The organism is Micromonospora sp. IBSANI012 (assembly GCF_052814045.1).
In genome coordinates, this window is the sequence record NZ_CP199933.1 from 5909850 (window position 1) to 5927710 (window position 17861).

The window sequence follows — 17861 nt, forward strand, 5'->3', positions numbered from 1 at the left end:
GCCGGCAGCGCGGCCCCGAGCAGCCCGGTCACCGGTCCCCCTCCGGCCGGTCGGCGTGCCCGCCCGACGGCCGCTCGACCCCGGCTGCGGCGGCGAGCGGCTCGGCCGGCACGAGCGCCGGAGCCTCGGTCAGCGGCACCTCGTCCACCGCGACGCTGGCCCGCAGCCGGTAGAGCTGGAGCACGATGGCCAGGCCCACGCCGATCTCGGCGGCGGCCAGCACGATCACGAAGAGCGCGAAGACCTGCCCGCCGTGCGGCAGGGCGGCCTTCGCCGTGGTGTCGGCGGTGACCAGGATCAGGTTGACGGCGTTGAGCATCAACTCGACCGCCATCAGCACCAGCACCGCGTTGCGGCGGCGCAGCACGCCGTAGCCGCCGAGACCGAACAGCAGCGCGGCGGTGACGTACGGGATGACCGGTCTCACCGGCGGCCGCCCTCGTCGACGGCCGCGGTCGGGTCGGGGCGGCGGCCGATGTCGGGGCGAGACAGGACGATCGCGCCGACCAGGGCGGCGAGCAGCAGCACCGAGAGCACCTCGAACGGCAGCACCCAGGAGCGGAAGACCTGTTCACCCAGGCGCTCGGCGGTGCCCGCCGCCGGCAGCTCGACCCGGGTCCAGCGGAACGCGTCGACCAGCAGCACGGCCAGCCCCAGCCCGCTGCCCGCACCGATCAGGGCGGCCGGCCAGCCGGGACGGTCCAGGTCGTCGGAGGCGCCGATCGGGGCGCGGGTCAGCATCACCGCGAACAGCAGCAGCACCACCACCGCGCCCACGTAGATCAGCACCTGCACCCAGGCCACCAGTTCGGCGGTGAGCACCAGGTAGTCACCGGCCAGCGCGCCGAGGCAGACCACCAGGTAGAGGCCGGCCCGCACCAGGTGCTTCGTGCCCACCACCAGCACGCCCGCCCCGACCGCCACCGCGCCGAGGGCGAGCAGCAGCACGTCCGCACCGGTCATCAGGGCGTACCCCCGTCGGCGGCGGGGCCGGGCTCGGGGCGTACCACGGTGGGGCGGGCGGCGGAGCTGGTCGGGGCCGCGGCCTTGCGCGCGGCGGTGGCCTCCTCCTTGGCCGGCTCGCCGTTGTGGTCGTGCGCGGGCGGCGGCGGGACCGTCCCCATCCACTGGCCGAGGTGGTCCTTGTCGTGCAGCAGGTTCTTGATGTCGTACTCGGCGTACTCGAATTCGGGCGACCAGTAGAGCGCGTCGAACGGGCAGACCTCGACACAGATCCCGCAGTACATGCAGAGCGAGAAGTCGATGTCGAACTTGTCGAGCACGTTGCGCTGGCGGGGGCGGGCGGCCCCGGCCACCACCACCTCCTCCTTGTGGGAGTCGATGTAGATGCACCAGTCGGGGCACTCCCGGGCGCAGAGCATGCAGACCGTGCAGTTCTCTGCCAGCAGCGCGATCACGCCCCGGGAGCGCGGCGGCAGCTCGGGGGCGACGTCCGGGTACTGCTGGGTGGTGGACCGGCTGGTCATCGTCTTCAGCGTTACCGCCAGCCCCTTCACCAGCCCTTCGCCGGGAATGCCGCTGCGCTCGCTCATGACGCTCATCCTGCCCTGTGCCCCCGGCGAGCGCGACCACCACCCGGCTGTTGGCGGCGGTACCGTGACGGTGGGGAGAACGACGCACCGGGAAGGACCCGTCGATGACCGCCGCGCTGCACGACGACTACCCGCCGCCGGGCGAGTGGACCACCGACGACCTCGACGCCCTGCCGGACGACGGCCGCCGCCACGAGCTCCTGGACGGAACCCTGCTCATGTCGCCCTCCCCCACGCGACTCCACCAGTCCATCGCGCTGCTGCTCGGGGCAGCCCTACAAGAGAGCTGCCCCGCCGACCTCGACGTGACCCAGGCCGTCGAGGTGCGGCTCTCCCGGACCCGCGCGTTCATCCCCGACCTGCTCGTCACCCAGCTCGACGCCGCCGAGCGGAACCCGTCGCACTACCGCCCTCACGAGGTGCTGCTGGTGGTGGAGATCGTCTCCGAGGGCTCCCGGAGCGTGGACCGGGTCCTGAAGCCCGCCCTGTACGCCGAGGCGGACATCCCCTACTTCTGGCGGATCGAGACCGCCGACGGGATCGTCGTGCACGCGTACAAGCTGGACCCGGTGAAGCGGGTCTACGTCGAGCAGGCCCGGATGACCGACGGCATCCTGCTGCCCGAGCCGTGGGAGATCGACGTGCCGCTGGCGCGGATCACCCCCCGCCGCGCGTGACCTGATCCGGGGCTCCGCGCGGGACGCCGCGGACGTTGTTGATCATCTATGCTGCTCCGGCCGACGTACGAGGGAGCCACGGCCGGATGAAGAAGACCACGACCCGGGTGACGGCGGCACTGGCCGTCCTCGCCATGGTGCTGTTCGGAGCGACGGCCGCCCAGGCCGAGCCCGGTGCCACGATCACCGGAACGGTGACCGACCGGGCGACCGGTGCGCCCCTCGCCGGCGCCTGCGTCTCGCTGATGTCGACACCGGAACTGGCGCTGGCGACGCGCTGCACCGACACCACCGGCACCTACACCTTCACCGGGGTCACCGGGCAGTCCTTCTGGGGAGTGAACATCCGGGCCCGGGCGACCGGCCGGCCCGACGTCTGGTGGCCGAGCGCCCCGGACTACTTCAACAGCGAGCGGCTCCACGTGGAGCCCGGTACGACCGGCCGGGCCGACCTCAGCATGGTCACCGAGGTGGGCGGCTTCCACGGCCGGATCACCCACCCAAACGGCAGCCCCGCGTACGCCAGTGAGGTGACCGCGGTCGCCGTCGACGGCAACTGGCGGGCCCGGGCCCTGACCGACAACGAGGGCCGGTACCGGCTGGCCGGCCTGCCGGTCGGCGCGTACCGGCTCGGCGTGGGGCCGGAGGGCTGGGTCCCGCAGCAGTGGGTGCCGGGCAAGGTGAACCAGGGCGACGGCACCGTCTTCACGGTCACCGCCGGCGGCAGCACCTCGGTCGACGAGAGGTACCTCTCCGTCGCACCGCCGACGAGCATCGGCAACGGCACGATCGCCGGTCTGGTCACCGCGCGGGCCACCGGGGAGCCGGTCGCGGGCGCCTGCGTGACCGCCGTCAACGCCGACCTCGGCGGCGAGGTCGGCCGATCCTGCACCGACGCGAGCGGCCGTTACCGGATCGAACGCCTGTGGTACCAGTACCGCTACCGGCTGCGGGTCCAGGCCGAGGGCTTCCCGGAGCAGTGGGCCAAGGACGCCAACGACTTCGACAACGCGACCCTCTACCCGGTCTCGGGCGAGGAGGTCACCACGGTCGACGTGGCGCTGCGGGTCGGTGGCGGCACGATCCGCGGCCGGGTCACGCCGGAGGAGGGCGGCACCATGCCCTGGTCGCTGTCCGTGGTGGCCAGGGCGGTCGACGACTCGTGGCGGGGCGGCGTGATCGCCGTCGACGGCGAGTACCGGCTCGACCGGGTGCCGCCCGGTGACTACCGGGTCTACTTCTACGCCGCCGGCCGGACCCGCCAGTTCCACCCGGGCGTCGCCACCGCGGAGGAGGCGGCCATCGTCCACGTCGCCGAGGGCGGGACCACCGTCGTCGACGAGCGGCTCGTGCCCGCCGGCTCGGTCGAGATCGACCTGGTGGACAAGAGCACCCGCGGCCCGGTCAGCGGCTGCGTCGAACTGGTCGAGTCGGTCGAGAAGGCCTGCACCCCGAGCGGCTCCAACCGGGTCACCTTCCCGGTGGTCTGGGCCACCACCCAGCGGGCGGAGACCGCGCGGGTGACGCCGGGCCCGGGGTACTGGCAGCGCTCGGTCGGCAACATCCAGGTGACGTCGGGCAAGGCCACCCGGCTAACCCTGGAGATGGAACCCGCGGCCACGGTGAAGACCAGCGTGGTCGACGGCGCGGGCAACAAGGTCGCCGGGGTCTGCGTCAAGCCGGTCTCCGGCCACTCGGTCCCGACCACCCCGCTCCGCCAGGAGAACGAGAACCGTCGGTACTGCTCGGACGCCTCGGGCGCGGTGACCCTCGGCCCGCTGCCCGCCGGCCCGACGCAGCTCTTCGTGCAGTCGACCAAGCCGTGGGGCGCCCAGTGGTACGCCACCACCGGCGGCACCGGCGACCGGCGCACCGCCACCACGCTGAACCTCGTCGCCGGGACGGTGACCAGCACCCCGCCGATCCGCCTCGACCGGGCCGGCTCGATCACCGGAACCGTCAACGGAGCGGACGGCAAGTTCGTCGAGGGCTGCGTACAGGCCGGCGCCGACCAGCCCGACCTGCCCGGCGGCGCGGCCAAGGGGTGCACGGTGTTCACCAACCCGTACGAGGGCCGGTTCACCATCAGCGGACTCGGCCCGTACCGGTGGCCGTTGCAGTACACCGGGCAGTGGATCGGCGACGACAAGCCCTTCGCGCTGGCCTGGTCCGGCAACGCCACCAACCGGTACCTCGCCACCCCGGTGCAGGTGAAGGCGGACGCAACCGTGACCGCCCCGCCGGTCACCCTGCGCTACGACGGCAGCATCCGGCAGTTCGACGTGGGCGCCGGCGCGGGCACGTACTGGTCGGTCGAGGCGTACCACCCGAGCACCGGAGACCTGGTGGCGGTCTACCGTCGGGCGTACGACCAGGCGATGGTCGGCCTGCCGGCCGGTCCGCTGCTGCTGCGCTACGTCCCGAGCAGCGGCAAGCCGTGCTGGTACGTGGCCGGCGGCGCGACCGGGGGCGCCGGGAGCACTCCCCGGCCGACCGTGGTGACCCTCGCCGCGCAGCAGGTCATCGACAGCGTCCGCCTGGTGCCGGGCAGCACCTGCCTGGCCGTCCCGGTCGCGACCCGGGAAGGCCCGTCGAAGCCGGGCTGAGCCCCGGCGCGTCCGCGGCCCGTGCCGGCGTCCCCGCGAAGGGCGCCCGCGCGGGCCGCGGTCGTTCCCGCCGCAGTACACCCCGGAGCGCGGGCCGGGCCGCGCCGGGTCAGGTCGGCGGCAGCATCTCCACGCCGAGCTGCTGGAGGAGCTGGAACAGCTCGTTGACGCTCCACACGTCGACGATCCGCCCCTGGGCGTCGAAGCGCAGGAACGTCGCCCCCGAGTAGCTGACCACCTGCCCGGTCGGCGGCACCGGGCCGAACTGCCCGGCCTGGGTGCCGGCCGCCCGCCAGCGCACCGCCACCCGGTCGCCGGCGGCCACCACGTCCACGATCTTGTAGCGCAGGTCGGGGAAGGCCGCCCGGCGGTCCCGGTGCCAGGCCAGCGTCGCCTCCGGCCCGGCCCCGCCGAGCCCCGGGCACTCCGCCCCGATCAGCTCGTACGCGGACTCCTCGCGCCCGCCGTTCCACACGTCGGCGACGAACCGCCGCGCCAGCGCCGCCAGATCGATCATCCGGGCAGCCTAGCCGGGCCGCGCCGGGGCGAAATGCGGCCGTGCGACCGCGGAGACGGACGGTCACCGGACCAGGGCGCGGGGGATCGGCAAAGATGGGACGGGACACGACGAACGGACTCCAGGGGGCGAAGTGGGCGAGGCGGCAGGCGGGACGACCGGCGGCAAGTACGTCGAGCCGGGCGGTGAGTTCACCCGCGACCAGCGCTACATCGCCACCCGGATCACCGCCGACGGGCGGGACGGCTACCCGGTCGAGCCGGGGCGGTACCGGCTCGCGGTCAGCCGCGCCTGCCCCTGGGCGAACCGGCTGATCATCGTGCGGCGGCTGCTCGGGCTGGAGGACGCCATCTCGATGGCGGTGGCCGGGCCGACCCACGACGCCCGGAGCTGGACGTTCGACCTGGACCCGGGCGGGCGTGACCCGGTGCTCGGCATCGAGCGGCTCCAGGAGGCGTACTTCGCCCGCTTCCCCGGCTACGAGCGGGGCATCACCGTGCCGGCGATCGTGGACGTGCCGACCGGGCAGGTGGTCACCAACAACTTCGGGCAGATGAGCCTGGACCTGTCCACCGAGTGGACGGCGTACCACCGCGAGGGCGCGCCGCAGCTCTACCCGGAACGACTGCGCGACGAGATCGACGAGGTGGCCGCGGTGCTGTTCCGGGACGTCAACAACGGCGTCTACCGGTGCGGCTTCGCCGGCAGCCAGGAGGCGTACGAGAAGGCGTACCACCAGCTCTTCGACCGGCTGGACTGGTTGACCGAGCGGCTGGCGGGCCAGCGCTACCTGGTCGGCGACACCATCACCGAGGCGGACGTGCGGTTGTTCACCACCCTGGTCCGCTTCGACCCGGTCTACCACGGCCACTTCAAGTGCAACCGCAGCAAGCTGACCGAGATGCCGGTGCTGTGGGCGTACGCGCGGGACCTGTTCCAGACCCCCGGCTTCGGCGACACGATCGACTTCGACCACATCAAGCGGCACTACTACGAGGTGCACCGGGACATCAACCCGACCGGCGTGGTGCCGCTCGGCCCCGACCTGTCCAACTGGCTCACCCCGCACGGCCGGGAGGAACTCGGCGGACGGCCCTTCGGCGACGGCACTCCCCCGCCGCCCCCACCGGCCGGCGAGCGGGTCGACCCCGCCCACACCCCGCTGCGCTGAGCGGGGGCGGCTAGAGCGCGACGCGAACGGCGGCGGTGAGGACCAGCTGGGCCAGGGAGAGCGGCACCAGCACCAGCCAGCAGAGGCGTTGCAGCTGGTCCTCCCGCAGCCGCGGGTACGAGACCCGGAGCCAGATGATCACGAAGGAGACCGCGAAGACCTTCAGCAGCGTCCACAGCCAGCCGAGCTGACCGTCGGCGAACGGGCCCTGCCAGCCGCCGAGGAAGAGCACGGTGGTCAGCGCGGCGATCACCACGATGCCGACGTACTCGGCGAGCAGGAAGAAGGCGAAGCGCAGGCCGGTGTACTCGGTCATGTAGCCGAAGACCAGCTCGGAGTCGGCGATCGGCATGTCGAACGGGGGCCGCCGGATCTCGGCGAGCCCGGCGACGAAGAAGACGAACATCGCGGGCGCCTGCCAGAGCAGCCACCAAGGCTGCCACGCCTCGACGATGCCGGAGAGGCTGAGCGTGCCCGCCGCCATCGCCACCGAGGCAGCGGAGAGCACCAGCGGCAGCTCGTAGCCGAGCAGCTGGGCCGCCCCGCGCAGACCGCCGAGCAGGCTGTACTTGTTGGCCGAGGCCCAGGCCGACATCAGCACCGCGACCACGCCCACGCCCACCACGGCGAGGACGAAGAAGAGGCCGATGTCCAGCGGCTGCCCGACCAGGTCGTCCGGGCCGAGCGGGATGACCAGCAGAACCAGCAGGTAGGGCACCAGGGCCACCACCGGGGCGAGCCGGAACACCGCCCGGTCCGCCTCGCGCGGGGTGACGTCCTCCTTCTGCACGAACTTCACCCCGTCGGCGATCAGCTGCGCCCAGCCGTGGAAACCGCCCGCGTACATCGGGCCGAGCCGGCCCTGCATGTGCGCCATCACCTTGTGTTCGGCCTGGCCGACCACCAGCGGCAGGGTGAGGAAGGCGACCAGCACGCCACCGACCCGGATCACCAGCTCCAACCAGGTGGGCATCAGGCCGTACCTTCCTCGTCGCGCGGCGCCGGGCGGTCGCCGGTCGCGGGCTCTCCGGCCGCCGCCGGGCCGTCGCCGGTCGCCCCGGCCCTCGGGGTACGCGCCGCACCCGCGCCCGGAGCCGGCCGGGCGGGCCGCTCCCGGACCGGGCGGGCCGGGGTACCGCCGCGCGGCCCCTCGCCCACCCCGGCCGCCCCGGCGGGCGTCGGCGTGGTGCCCCACTCCCCCGGCGCGGGCACGCCCGGCGGCCGGATCGGCCGGCGACCGCCGCCGGCCTCCGACTCGCCCGGCTCCTTCGCCCCCGGCCAGGGCTTGGCCACCCGGGAGGCGAGCACGAACTCCTTGCGCAGCGGATGCCCCTCGAACTCCGGCGGCAGCAGCAGCGGTGCCAGCCCGGGGTGACCGGCGAAGTCGATGCCGAACATCTCGTGGGTCTCCCGCTCGTGCCAGGCGGCGCCCGGCCAGAGGTCGACCACCGAGGCCACCGTCGGCGCCTCGCGGGGCACCCGGGTGCGCAGCAGCACCCCGTGCCGGTGGGTGGTCGACCAGAGGTGGACCACCACGTCGAACCCGTCGGCCAACTCGTCGACCGCGGAGAGCCAGTCGAAGAAGTCGCAGGCCAGCCCGGCGTCGTCGCGCGCCGCGCGCAGCGCGTCGGTCCAGCTCGCGAGGGGTACGTCGACGGTGGCGCGGGCGTGCGACTGACCGCCGGAGACCGACGCGGTGGCCTCGACCGGCGCGAGCAGCGCGACCACCCGCTGGCCGACCTCTTCCGGAGTCATGCCGCTGATCCTAGGGCCGACGGCGCGCGGCCGTGTCGGGCCGCCCGGGCGGGCATCTGGCCGCTTTACCGGCGGGTGGACGCCGGAGGGGGAAAGATGGTCACCGTGCGCGCTGTCACTGTGACTCCCGGAGTGCCCGACTCGCTGCGACTGGTGGACGACTGGCCCGAGCCGGCGCCCGAGGAGGGCGCGATCCTGGTCGAGGCGCTGGCGATCGGCATCTGCGGCACCGATCTGGAGATCGCCGCGGGTGAGTACGGCGAGGCCCCGCCCGGCCAGGAGCGGCTGGTGCTCGGGCACGAGTCGCTGGGCCGGGTGCTGGAGGACCCGACCGGCACCCTGCAACCCGGCGACCTGGTGGCGGGCGTGGTCCGACGCCCCGACCCGGTGCCCTGCCCCAACTGCGCCGTCGACGAGTGGGACATGTGCCGCAACGGGCAGTACACCGAGCACGGCATCAAGGGCCTGCCCGGCTTCGCCCGGGACCGGTGGCGGATCCAACCGAAGTTCGCCGTCGGCCTGGACCCGGCGCTCGCCCCGGTCGGGATGCTGCTGGAACCGACCAGCGTGGTGGCGAAGGCCTGGGACCACATCGAGCGGATCGGCGCCCGCGCCGAGTGGAAGCCGCAGACCGCGCTGGTCACCGGCGCCGGGCCGATCGGCCTGCTGGCCGCGCTGCTGGCCACCCAGCGCGGCCTGGCGGTGCACGTCCTCGACCGGAACACCACCGGCCCGAAGCCGGACCTGGTCCGGGCGCTCGGCGCGACGTACCACACCGTGCCGGTGGCCGAGCTGGACTTCGAACCGGACGTGGTGGTCGAGTGCACCGGCGCGCCGCCGGTGCTGCTGGACGCGATGTGCAAGGCCGGGCCGATCGGCATCGTCTGCCTGACCGGCGTCTCCAGCGGCGGCCGGAGCATGGACTTCGACGCGGGCGCGCTCAACCGGGACCTGGTGCTGGAGAACAACGTCGTCTTCGGGTCGGTCAACGCCAACCGGCGGCACTGGGACCTGGCCGCCCAGGCGCTCTCCCGGGCCGACCAGTTCTGGCTGAACTCGCTGGTCACCCGCCGGGTGCCGGTGTCGGCGTACGCCGAGGCGTACACCCACACCGGCGGAGACATCAAGACGGTGCTCGACTTCACCGCCTGAGCCGGCGGACGGCTCAGATGCCGGGCAGGCGGCCGTTGCGGAACAGGTCCACGAAGAGCTGGTGGTCCTCCCGGGTCCGGACGCCGTACGTGTGCGCGAAGTCGACGAGGTGGGTGACGAAACCGGCCTCGTCGGTGTCGACCGCCGCCACGATCGACTCCTCGGTGGAGTAGTCCACCAGGTCGTGGCTGGACTCGTCGTCGGCGACCGAGTGCATCCGGGCCACCGCCCGGCCCAGGTCGCTCAGCACCCCGGCCAGCTCGTCCGGCTCGTTGACGTCCGCCCAGTCCAGGTCGGCGGCGTACGGGGAGACCTCGGCGACGAGCTGGCCGGTCCCGTCCAGCTCGGTGAAGCCCAGCCACGGGTCGGCGTGCGCCTGCAGTGCCCGCTGCGACTCGGCCGTACGGTGGCCCTGGTGCCGGAAGTAGCCGCGGACCCGCTCGTCGTCGATGTGCCGGGCCACCGCGGGCACCTGCGCCTGCTTCATGTAGATCACGACGTCGTTCTCCAGCGCCTGGGTGTGCCCCTCCAGCAGCACGTTGTACGACGGCAGCCCGGCCGAGCCGATGCCCACGCCCTTGCGCAGCACCACGTCCTTGATGTGGGCCGCGACCGGACGTAGCCGCGCGGTGGTCTCGGGCAGCGTGGTCAGGTAGTGCTCGAAGGCCGCGCAGACCTTCTTGCGGGTGGCCGCGTCGATCTCGAACACCCCGTCGCCGAGGGAGAAGCGGCGCTCGTAGTTGTCGATGGTGGTCTGCGTGGCGAGCAGGTCCACCCGGGTGTTGAGCCGGGCCTGCTGGAGCACCCGGCGCAGCACGCCGTCGGCGTTGTCCAGGGTGATCGAGCCGATCGCGTCATCCCCGCCGGCCGCGATGGCCCGCAGCTCGGTCAGGTACGACCGGGCGAACCGGGCGACCAGCTCGCTGATCACCTGGTCCGACAGGGCCTTGGCGTAGCAGAGCAGGGCGACGCTGGCCGCCAGGCGCTTGAGGTCCCAGGAGAACGGCCCGACGTACGCCTCGTCGAAGTCGTTGACGTTGAACACCAACTGCCCGGAGCCGTTCATGTAGGTGCCGAAGTTCTCCGCGTGCAGGTCGCCGTGGATCCACACCCGGCTGGTCCGCTCGTCGAGGAACGCCTCGTCGGCGAAGTCGCCGCGCTGGTCGGCGTAGAACAGGGACGCGCTGCCCCGGTAGAAGGCGAACGGGGAGGCGGCCATCTTGCGGAACTTGCGGCGGAAGGCCGCCGGGTCGAGTGCCATCGACGCACCGAACTCCTCGGTGAGCACGTCGACGATGAAGGCGGAACGCTGGTCCGCGGACTGGGTCATGGACCGCAGGCTAACCCCCGGCCGCCAGCCGGGGCGCTCGTCCGAGCGAGCGAGCCGGGTGGCCGGTCCGGCGGGTGGGCACCCACCGGACCGGCCGATCAGCCGGACGGACGGTCGAGTCAGCTCGGGGCGGAGGTGCGGGTCTGCGAGCCGGTCACCGGGGCACGGCCGCAGGTGCGGGTGGTGTCCGCGGCGATGGTGGTGGTGGCGCCGGCCTTCATCGCCACGGTGGTGGCGTTCCGGACGCCGTACCAGCACTCCTTGTCGACCCAGTACTCCACGTAGACGTCCTGGGTGCGGTGGCCTCGCACGGTGAACGCGCCGCCGCTGCCGTTGCCGAAGTAGCCGTACGAGGCGCTGGCGATGTCGCCGGTCCGCGCGTTGTACGTCCAGACGTAGCCGGTCGCCGTCGGATTCGCCGGGTCGGTGACCTTGCCGGCCAGCACGCCGCCGGCCACCAGCTTGGCGTCGACCGTGGCGGTGCCGCCCGGGGCGACCTTGGTCTGCGTGGCGGCGAACCGGTCGGCGACGTCGCCGGACCACTGCCAGGCGTACCCGCTGTTGGCGCTCGGCGCGAACTCGATCGGCCAGCGGTACGGGCCGAGGTCGTCGATGGTGTAGCGGCCCTCGGCGTTGGCGCAGTTGTTGCCGAAGATCGCGCCCTGCCCCGGGTGGAACGCGAACGGGTAGGCGCAGACGCCGGGGACCACCGCGCCGGAGGCGTTGCGGATCGTCCCGGTGATGGTGCCGGGCGGGTCCACCCGGATCGTCGGGATGGTGATCGTCTCTCGGGCCTTCAGCGTCACCGACAGCGCCTCGCGCTGATCGCCGCTGCCCCCGTTCGCGGTGACCCACTGGTCGCCGTAGCGCTTCGCCGGCGGCTGGTACGGGTTGGTCGGCTGGAAGGCGTAGAGCTGCCAGACGGACAGCTGGTTGTCCTCGAACGGGCCCACCTCCAGGTGGCCGTCGTCCGACGAGCAGTACTGGCGCATGTGCGCGGACTGGCCGCCCCACTTCGGTTGCACGAGGTGCACGCAGATGCCGCCGACCGGCTGCCCGGTCGCCGCGTCCTGCACGGCGGTCGCGAACGCCGCGCCGGGGCGCAGCTGGAACGAGACCCGGGTGACCTGCCCCCGGGTGACCGGGTAGTAGTCCTCGGTCTCGTCGATCGAGAAGTACGACGCGCCGGCGCTGACGGCGAGCTTCCAGTCGCCGGGCCGGACCCGGGGAATCCGGACCAGGCCGTTGGTGCCGCAGGCGTCCGCGTCGTTGCCGCCGGTGCCGAGGACGCTCAGGCAGGGCCGGCGCACCGGCATGCCGGTCACCGCGTCGGTCACCCGCGCCTCCACCGTGCCCATCGGCAGGAAGCTCTCGTCCACCACGAGGGCGTCGCCGTCGGCGAGCGTGAAGACGGTGGCCTCGTCCCGGGTCTCCTTCTGCGGCACCCACTGGTAGCCGCGCACGTTGTCGGAGATGGAGATCCGGTAGCGGCCGGGCGGCAGGTTGTTCAGGGCGTAGCGTCCGGCGCCCAGGTCCCAGGTGTACGCGATGGCTTCGTAGTAGAAGTCCTCGCCGTAGATCGTGATGGTCGCGTCGGTCGCCGCGCCGTACTCGTCGGTGATCCGGCCGCTGATGCCGGCCGACCCGCGGCTGAGGGTGACGTCCCGCTCGACGAGCTCGTCGCGGGGGAACCAGACGGTGTCGGCGTTCAGGTGGTCGGGGGCGTTGTACCACCACTCGGTGCGGAAGCCGTCGGCGTGCATCCGGACCTTGTAGCTCGACGTGTCCGCCGGGCTGGGGATGGTGTACCGGCCCTCGGCGTTCGAGCAGTACTCGGCCGCGACGGCGGTGGGCGAGCTGTGCAGGGCGAAGCAGGCGTTCGCGACGGGCGTGCCGTCGGAATCGCGGACGACGCCGGTGTAGCCGACGGTGTCGGCGGCTGCCGGAGCAGCGGTGAGAGGAACTATGGCGAGCGCCGCCAGGAGGGCGGCCCCCGTTGCCCGCATGGATCTCATGTCAGCAAGATAACGACGCCGGCCGACATCGAAGATCATCCGGTCGGCCCGGAAAGCGCCGCCGGTCGGGTCCGGTGGCGGCTCAGGGGGCCGGCGGGCGTACCGGCGGGGAGGTGAGCGAGCTGACCGAGCGGGGCGGGGAGTCGGGGCGCGGCGCGGAGTCCGCCGGCGAGGCGAGCGCGTCGGGGCGGGCCACGCCGCCGATCCCGGACTGCTCGGCGGCGATCTTCTCCTGCAGGCGGAGGATGCCGTGCAGCAGCGCCTCCGGCCGGGGCGGACAGCCGGGCACGTAGACGTCGACCGGGATGAGCTGGTCGACGCCCTTGGTCACCGAGTACGAGTCCCAGTACGGGCCGCCGCAGTTGGAGCAGGCGCCGAACGAGATCACGTACTTCGGCTCGGGCATCTGGTCGTAGAGGCGCTTGATCGCCGGGGCCATCTTGTCGGTGACCGTGCCGGAGACCACCATCAGGTCGGCCTGCCGGGGGCCGTGGGCGAACGGGATCACGCCCAACCGGATGAAGTCGTGCCGCCCCATGCTGGTGGCGATGAACTCGATCGCGCAGCAGGCCAGGCCGAAGTTGAAGACCCAGAGCGAGTAGCGGCGGCCCCAGTTCAGCACGAACCGGATCGGCTCGCCGAGCACTCCCGGCAGCTGCACGACCGCCCCCCTCCTGTCCCGGACAGTCAACCACAGGGCCCGGCGGCGACTCCGGTAGCGCCCGGGGTCACCAGGTCGGGCGTTGCAGCAGGCTGACGAACTCGACCAGCAGCCGCTCGCGCAGCGCCGGCGGGGCGGCGTCCAGCAGGGTGTTCACCACGGCCATCCGCTCCGGCACGCCCTGACCCCCGTCGAGGCCGAGCCCGGCGGCCAGGCCGGCGACCAGCTCCGGGGTGAGCGCCTGCGGGGTCAGCGCGGTCGCCAGCCCCCGCAGCTCGGCGGGGAGCCGGACCGGACCGGCCGCCCGGGTCGCGGCCACCGCGGCGGTCAGGTCCGGGCCGAACTCGGCGACCCGAGGCGCGACCGAGGCGGTCACGGTCAGGTGCACGCTCGGCGGCAGGTCCGCGTACCGGAGCTGGGGTTGGGTGTGCCAGCCCCGGGCGGTCAGCTCGTCGACCAGCACGAAGAGGTCGAGTTCCGGGTCGGCGGTGGTGAAGCAGACCACCGTCGACTCCGGCTCGGCCATCAGCCGCAGCCCGTCGACGCCACGCACGGCGTCGGCCAGCGCGGTGACCGCGTCCCGGGTCGCGGCGGCCAGCCGCAGGTAGCCGGCGTCGCCGAGGTGCCGCAGGGTGGCGTACGCGGCGGCGATCGGCCCGCCCGAGCGGGTCGAGGCGAGCACCGGGTTGACCATCGTGTACCCGGGCCAGTCCGCGTACGCGAAGTACTGCGGGGCGCGCAGCGCCGGGTCGCGGTGCAGCAGCACCGACACGCCCTTCGGGGCGTACGCGTACTTGTGCAGGTCCACCGAGATCGAGGTGACCCCGTCGACGGCGAAGTCGAACGGCGGCACCGGCACGCCGAGGCGGCGCAGGTAGGGCAGCGTCCAGCCGCCGAAGCAGGCGTCCACGTGGCAGCGCACCCCGGCCGCCGCGGCCGCCGCGGCGATCTCCGCCACCGGGTCGACGACGCCGTGCGCGTACGAGGGGGCGGAGCAGGCCACCAGCACCGTCTCCGGGCGGATCGCGGCGGCCACGTCGGCGCCCGCCGGGCGCAGCGTCCTCGGGTCGACCGGCACCGTGTCGAGGGTGACCCCGAGCAGGTGGGCGGCCTTGGCGAAGGCGGCGTGCCCGCTGGCCGGCACCACGATCCGGGGCGCGGTCAGCTCGGGGCGGGCGTCCCGGGCGGCCTTGACTGCGAGGATCAGCGACTCGGTGCCACCGCTGGTGACGCTGCCGACCACCTCCGGCGCGGTCGTGCCGGGGCCGCCGCCGAGCAGCCGGGCGGCCGCTGCGACCAGCGCGTTCTCCATCGCCAGCAGGGACGGGAAGGCGGTCGGGTCGAGCCCGTTGACGTGCGCGCTGGCGGCGTGCGCGGCGGCGGCCAGCTCGTCCAGGCCGGGCACGGCGGGGTCGTAGACGTAGGCGAACAGCCGCCCGCCGTGCGTCGGCCGGTCGAGGGCCCGCAGCTCGCGGATCTCCGCCAGCACCCGCTCGGCGGGTACGCCGTGCTCGTCGATCATCGGTCGCCCTTCGGGTCGGGGTCCAGGGTCCAGCCGCGCAGCAGCAGCACGGCGAGCCCGACCAGCAGGGCGGGCAGCACGGTGAAGCCGAGCAGCACGCCGAGCCGGGCCTGGTCGGACTGGGCCGCCGCGGTGCCGGTGTCGGAGGAGACGTAGCCGGAGACCTGGAGCACCAGGCCGAAGAGGCCGGGGCCCAGCGCCAGGCCGAAGGTCTCCCCCGCCGTCCACAGGCCGGTGAAGACGCCCGCCTGCCGGCGGCCGGTCCGGGCCGTCTCGTGGGCGACGCAGTCCGGCAGCAGGGCCAGGGCGAAGACCTGCTGGCCGGCGTACCCGACGCCGAGCAGCGCGACCACCGCGTAGACGGCGGCGGCGGGCAGCGCGGGCGCGGCGACCAGGGCGAGCGCCCCGGCGGCGAGCAGCAGCGAGGCGGCGACCAGGGCGGTCCGCTTCCCGAGCCGGGCGCCGAGCCGGGACCAGAGCGGCATCACCAGCAGCGCCGGCCCGACGAAACAGGCGAAGAGCAGGGTCGGGCCGTTCTCCGGGTCGCGCAGGATCTGGTCGGCGAAGTAGCTGACCCCGGCCAGGATGGTCGCCACCCCGGCCGACTGGATCACGAAGCAGAGCAGCAACGCCCGGAACGGCCGGTTGCCGGCGGCCACCGCGAGCTGGGCGCGCAGCGTCGGCTCGGTCTCGGTCACCGCGCCGGTCGCGACCGCGCGGGTGCCGAGGAAGGCGCCTACGGCGCCGAGGGCGATCAGCGCGGCGACGAAGAGGCCCATCCACCGGTGCCCGGCGAGGCCGTCGCCGGTCGCGGTCACCACCATCGGGGCCACCGCGCCGGAGACCAGGATGGCCAGCGCCAGCACCGCGATCCGCCAGGTCATCAGCCGGGTACGCTCCGCGCGGTCGCCGGTCAGCTCGGCCGGCATCGCCACGTACGGCACCTGGAAGAAGGCGAACGCGGTGGCGGTGGCGAGGAAGGCGACCGCCACGTACGCCCCGGCGGCGGGACCGGCGCCGAAGGGCGCGGCGAAGATGGCGGCGAAGAGCACCGCGAGGGCCAGCCCAGCGCCGAGCAGCCACGGCCGGCGCGGCCCCCAGCGGGAACGGGTGCGGTCGGAGAGCCGCCCGGCCACCGGGTTCACCAGCACGTCCCACGCCTTGGGCAGCAGCACCAGCAGGGCGGCCACCCCGGCGGCCACGCCCAGGGTGTCGGTGAGGTACGGCAGCAGCAGCAGCCCCGGCACGGTGCCGAACGCGCCGGTGGCCAGCGAGCCGAGGGCGTAGCCGGCGTGCACCCGGCGCGGCAGCGGGTCCGGTCGCCGCGCCCCGGTCGGGCCGGCGACCGAGGGGTCGGCTTCCGCCGGCGGCGCGTCCATGGGGCCGAATGTTACTCACGTTATGGCCGGGGTCACATTCCCTCTTCCGGCCACCAGCTCGCCGCCGACATGTCCACCCCGGCGGCCCGCAACGGGCAGCCCTCGGCCCGCAACCGGGCCCGCGCCTCGACCTCGTGACCGGGCGGCAGCCGGCCGGCGGAGGTCACCACCCGGTGCCAGGGCACCCCGCCGCCGTGCCGGGCCATGATCGAGCCGACCAGCCGCGCGGAGGCCCGGCCCGAGCGCTCGGCGAGGGCGTCGGCGACCGCCCCGTACGACATCACCCGGCCCGGCGGGATCCGCTCGACCAGCGCGAGCACCGCCTCGACGTACTCCTCAGGCGTCATGACCGGCCACCATATGGGAAGCCTGCCGGGTCGCGCGGGACCGACCGCGCAGAATGGGCGGGTGCGTGAAGCAGTCACCCAGGCCCGGCGGATCGTCGTCAAGATCGGTTCGTCCTCGCTGACCACCGGCGGCGGTGGGCTGGACGACGCCCAGGTCGACGCCCTGGTGGACACCCTCGGCGCGCTCGCCGCCCAGGGGCACGAGGTGGTGCTGGTCTCCTCCGGCGCGATCGCCGCCGGCCTGGCCCCGCTCGGGCTGGCCCGGCGTCCCCGCGACCTGGCCACCCAGCAGGCCGCCGCGAGCGTCGGGCAGGGCCTGCTCATCGGCCGGTACGCGACCGGCTTCGCCCGGCACCGGCTCACCGTCGGCCAGGTGCTGCTCACCGTCGACGACGTGACCCGGCGGGCGCACTACCGCAACGCGTACCGGACCCTGCGCAAGCTGCTCGACCTGCGCGCGGTGCCGATCGTCAACGAGAACGACACGGTCGCCACCGAGGAGATCCGCTTCGGCGACAACGACCGGCTGGCCGCGCTGGTCGCCGCCCTGGTCGACGCCGACCTGCTGGTGCTCCTCTCCGACGTGGACGCGCTCTGGACCGGGGACCCGACCCAGCCGGGCAGCACCCGGATCACCGAGGTGCGCGGCGAGGCCGATCTGGCCGGCATCGACATCGGCGGCGCGGGCCGCTCCGGGGTCGGCACCGGCGGCATGGTCACCAAGGTCGAGGCGGCCCGGATCGCCACCGGCTTCGGCATTCCGGTGGTGCTGACCGCCGCGCCGCTGGCCGCCGAGGCGCTGGCCGGCGAGCCGGTCGGCACCTTCTTCCACCCCAGCCGGCGGCGGCCCGCGGCCCGGCTGTTCTGGCTCGCGCACGCCACCGCGCCCCGGGGGCGGCTGCACCTCGACCCGGGGGCGGTGCAGGCGGTGGTGGGGCGGCGCAAGTCGCTGCTGCCGGCCGGGATCACCGCCGTGGACGGCGCGTTCACCGCCGGCGACCCGGTCGACCTGGTGGACGCCGACGGCGCGCCGGTGGCCCGGGGGCTGGTCAACTACGACGCGGTGGAGCTGCCGGGGCTGCTCGGCCGCTCCACCTCCGAACTCGCCGCGGCGCTCGGCCCGGCGTACGAACGGGAGGTCGTCCACCGCGACGACCTCGTGCTGCTGTGAGGAGT

17 protein-coding genes are annotated in these 17861 nt (G+C 73.9%); 5 read left to right on the forward strand and 12 right to left on the reverse strand.

Features of this window, described 5'->3' with window-relative positions:
- Positions 1-28: 28 nt before the first annotated feature.
- Genes nuoK through ACTWM8_RS27355 form a run of 3 tightly spaced genes read right to left on the reverse strand, consistent with a single transcriptional unit; the run spans position 29 to position 1553 of the window.
- Positions 29-427, reverse strand: coding sequence for an NADH-quinone oxidoreductase subunit NuoK (nuoK, locus tag ACTWM8_RS27345; protein WP_446211451.1), 399 nt, complete (start codon positions 425-427; stop codon positions 29-31).
- Positions 424-963, reverse strand: coding sequence for an NADH-quinone oxidoreductase subunit J family protein (locus tag ACTWM8_RS27350; protein ID WP_357909942.1), 540 nt, complete (start codon positions 961-963; stop codon positions 424-426). Before ACTWM8_RS27350 ends, nuoK begins: the two co-directional genes overlap by 4 nt.
- A complete protein-coding gene (locus ACTWM8_RS27355) occupies positions 963-1553 on the reverse strand; it encodes a NuoI/complex I 23 kDa subunit family protein (protein ID WP_446211452.1) in 591 nt (196 codons plus the stop codon). The genes ACTWM8_RS27350 and ACTWM8_RS27355 overlap by 1 nt, the downstream gene beginning before the upstream one ends.
- A 104-nt stretch (positions 1554-1657) precedes the next feature.
- Between ACTWM8_RS27355 and ACTWM8_RS27360 the strand changes: the two genes are divergently transcribed.
- On the forward strand, positions 1658-2230 hold the full coding sequence (locus ACTWM8_RS27360) for a Uma2 family endonuclease (protein WP_441142301.1): 573 nt from the start codon (positions 1658-1660) through the stop codon (positions 2228-2230).
- An 86-nt stretch (positions 2231-2316) separates the two neighbouring features.
- Complete coding sequence (locus tag ACTWM8_RS27365) at positions 2317-4836, forward strand: carboxypeptidase regulatory-like domain-containing protein (protein WP_446211453.1); 2520 nt, start codon at positions 2317-2319, stop codon at positions 4834-4836.
- Between the two features lie 109 nt (positions 4837-4945).
- Here ACTWM8_RS27365 and ACTWM8_RS27370 read toward each other — a convergent pair whose 3' ends face one another.
- Positions 4946-5353 (reverse strand): ester cyclase, encoded by a 408-nt coding sequence (locus ACTWM8_RS27370; RefSeq protein WP_446211454.1) that lies wholly within the window; start codon positions 5351-5353, stop codon positions 4946-4948.
- A 133-nt stretch (positions 5354-5486) separates the two neighbouring features.
- Here ACTWM8_RS27370 and ACTWM8_RS27375 point away from each other — a divergent pair, with 133 nt between their 5' ends.
- Complete coding sequence (locus ACTWM8_RS27375) at positions 5487-6524, forward strand: glutathione S-transferase family protein (RefSeq protein WP_446211455.1); 1038 nt, start codon at positions 5487-5489, stop codon at positions 6522-6524.
- A gap of 10 nt (positions 6525-6534) precedes the next feature.
- Here the strand turns inward: ACTWM8_RS27375 and nuoH are convergent, their stop codons facing one another.
- On the reverse strand, positions 6535-7497 hold the full coding sequence (gene nuoH, locus ACTWM8_RS27380) for an NADH-quinone oxidoreductase subunit NuoH (protein ID WP_446211456.1): 963 nt from the start codon (positions 7495-7497) through the stop codon (positions 6535-6537).
- On the reverse strand, positions 7497-8279 hold the full coding sequence (locus tag ACTWM8_RS27385; RefSeq protein ID WP_446211457.1) for an NADH-quinone oxidoreductase subunit C: 783 nt from the start codon (positions 8277-8279) through the stop codon (positions 7497-7499). Before ACTWM8_RS27385 ends, nuoH begins: the two co-directional genes overlap by 1 nt.
- Positions 8280-8384: 105 nt before the next feature.
- On the opposite strand from ACTWM8_RS27385, the gene ACTWM8_RS27390 reads away from it, so the two are divergent.
- The gene (locus ACTWM8_RS27390; RefSeq protein WP_446211458.1) at positions 8385-9431 is read left to right on the forward strand and encodes a glucose 1-dehydrogenase; all 1047 of its coding nucleotides are present in this window, start codon (positions 8385-8387) and stop codon (positions 9429-9431) included.
- A 13-nt stretch (positions 9432-9444) separates the two neighbouring features.
- Here the strand turns inward: ACTWM8_RS27390 and ACTWM8_RS27395 are convergent, their stop codons facing one another.
- The 6 genes from ACTWM8_RS27395 to ACTWM8_RS27420 all read right to left on the reverse strand — a co-directional run bounded on the left by ACTWM8_RS27395 (position 9445) and on the right by ACTWM8_RS27420 (position 16685).
- Complete coding sequence (locus tag ACTWM8_RS27395; RefSeq protein ID WP_446211459.1) at positions 9445-10761, reverse strand: DUF2252 domain-containing protein; 1317 nt, start codon at positions 10759-10761, stop codon at positions 9445-9447.
- Between the two features lie 119 nt (positions 10762-10880).
- Positions 10881-12776 (reverse strand): hypothetical protein, encoded by a 1896-nt coding sequence (locus ACTWM8_RS27400; RefSeq protein WP_446211460.1) that lies wholly within the window; start codon positions 12774-12776, stop codon positions 10881-10883.
- Between the two features lie 82 nt (positions 12777-12858).
- Positions 12859-13437, reverse strand: coding sequence for an NADH-quinone oxidoreductase subunit B (locus tag ACTWM8_RS27405; protein WP_446211461.1), 579 nt, complete (start codon positions 13435-13437; stop codon positions 12859-12861).
- A 67-nt stretch (positions 13438-13504) separates the two neighbouring features.
- Positions 13505-14959, reverse strand: coding sequence for a pyridoxal phosphate-dependent decarboxylase family protein (locus ACTWM8_RS27410; protein ID WP_446211462.1), 1455 nt, complete (start codon positions 14957-14959; stop codon positions 13505-13507).
- Entirely contained in the window at positions 14956-16338 is a 1383-nt protein-coding gene (locus ACTWM8_RS27415) for an MFS transporter (protein WP_446211463.1), read from the reverse strand. The genes ACTWM8_RS27410 and ACTWM8_RS27415 overlap by 4 nt, the downstream gene beginning before the upstream one ends.
- A gap of 32 nt (positions 16339-16370) precedes the next feature.
- Positions 16371-16685 (reverse strand): MGMT family protein, encoded by a 315-nt coding sequence (locus ACTWM8_RS27420; RefSeq protein WP_088960207.1) that lies wholly within the window; start codon positions 16683-16685, stop codon positions 16371-16373.
- A 61-nt stretch (positions 16686-16746) separates the two neighbouring features.
- Here ACTWM8_RS27420 and proB point away from each other — a divergent pair, with 61 nt between their 5' ends.
- Positions 16747-17856: a glutamate 5-kinase gene (gene proB, locus ACTWM8_RS27425; RefSeq protein ID WP_446211464.1), complete on the forward strand. Its 1110-nt coding sequence runs from the start codon at positions 16747-16749 to the stop codon at positions 17854-17856.
- Positions 17857-17861: the final 5 nt, after the last annotated feature.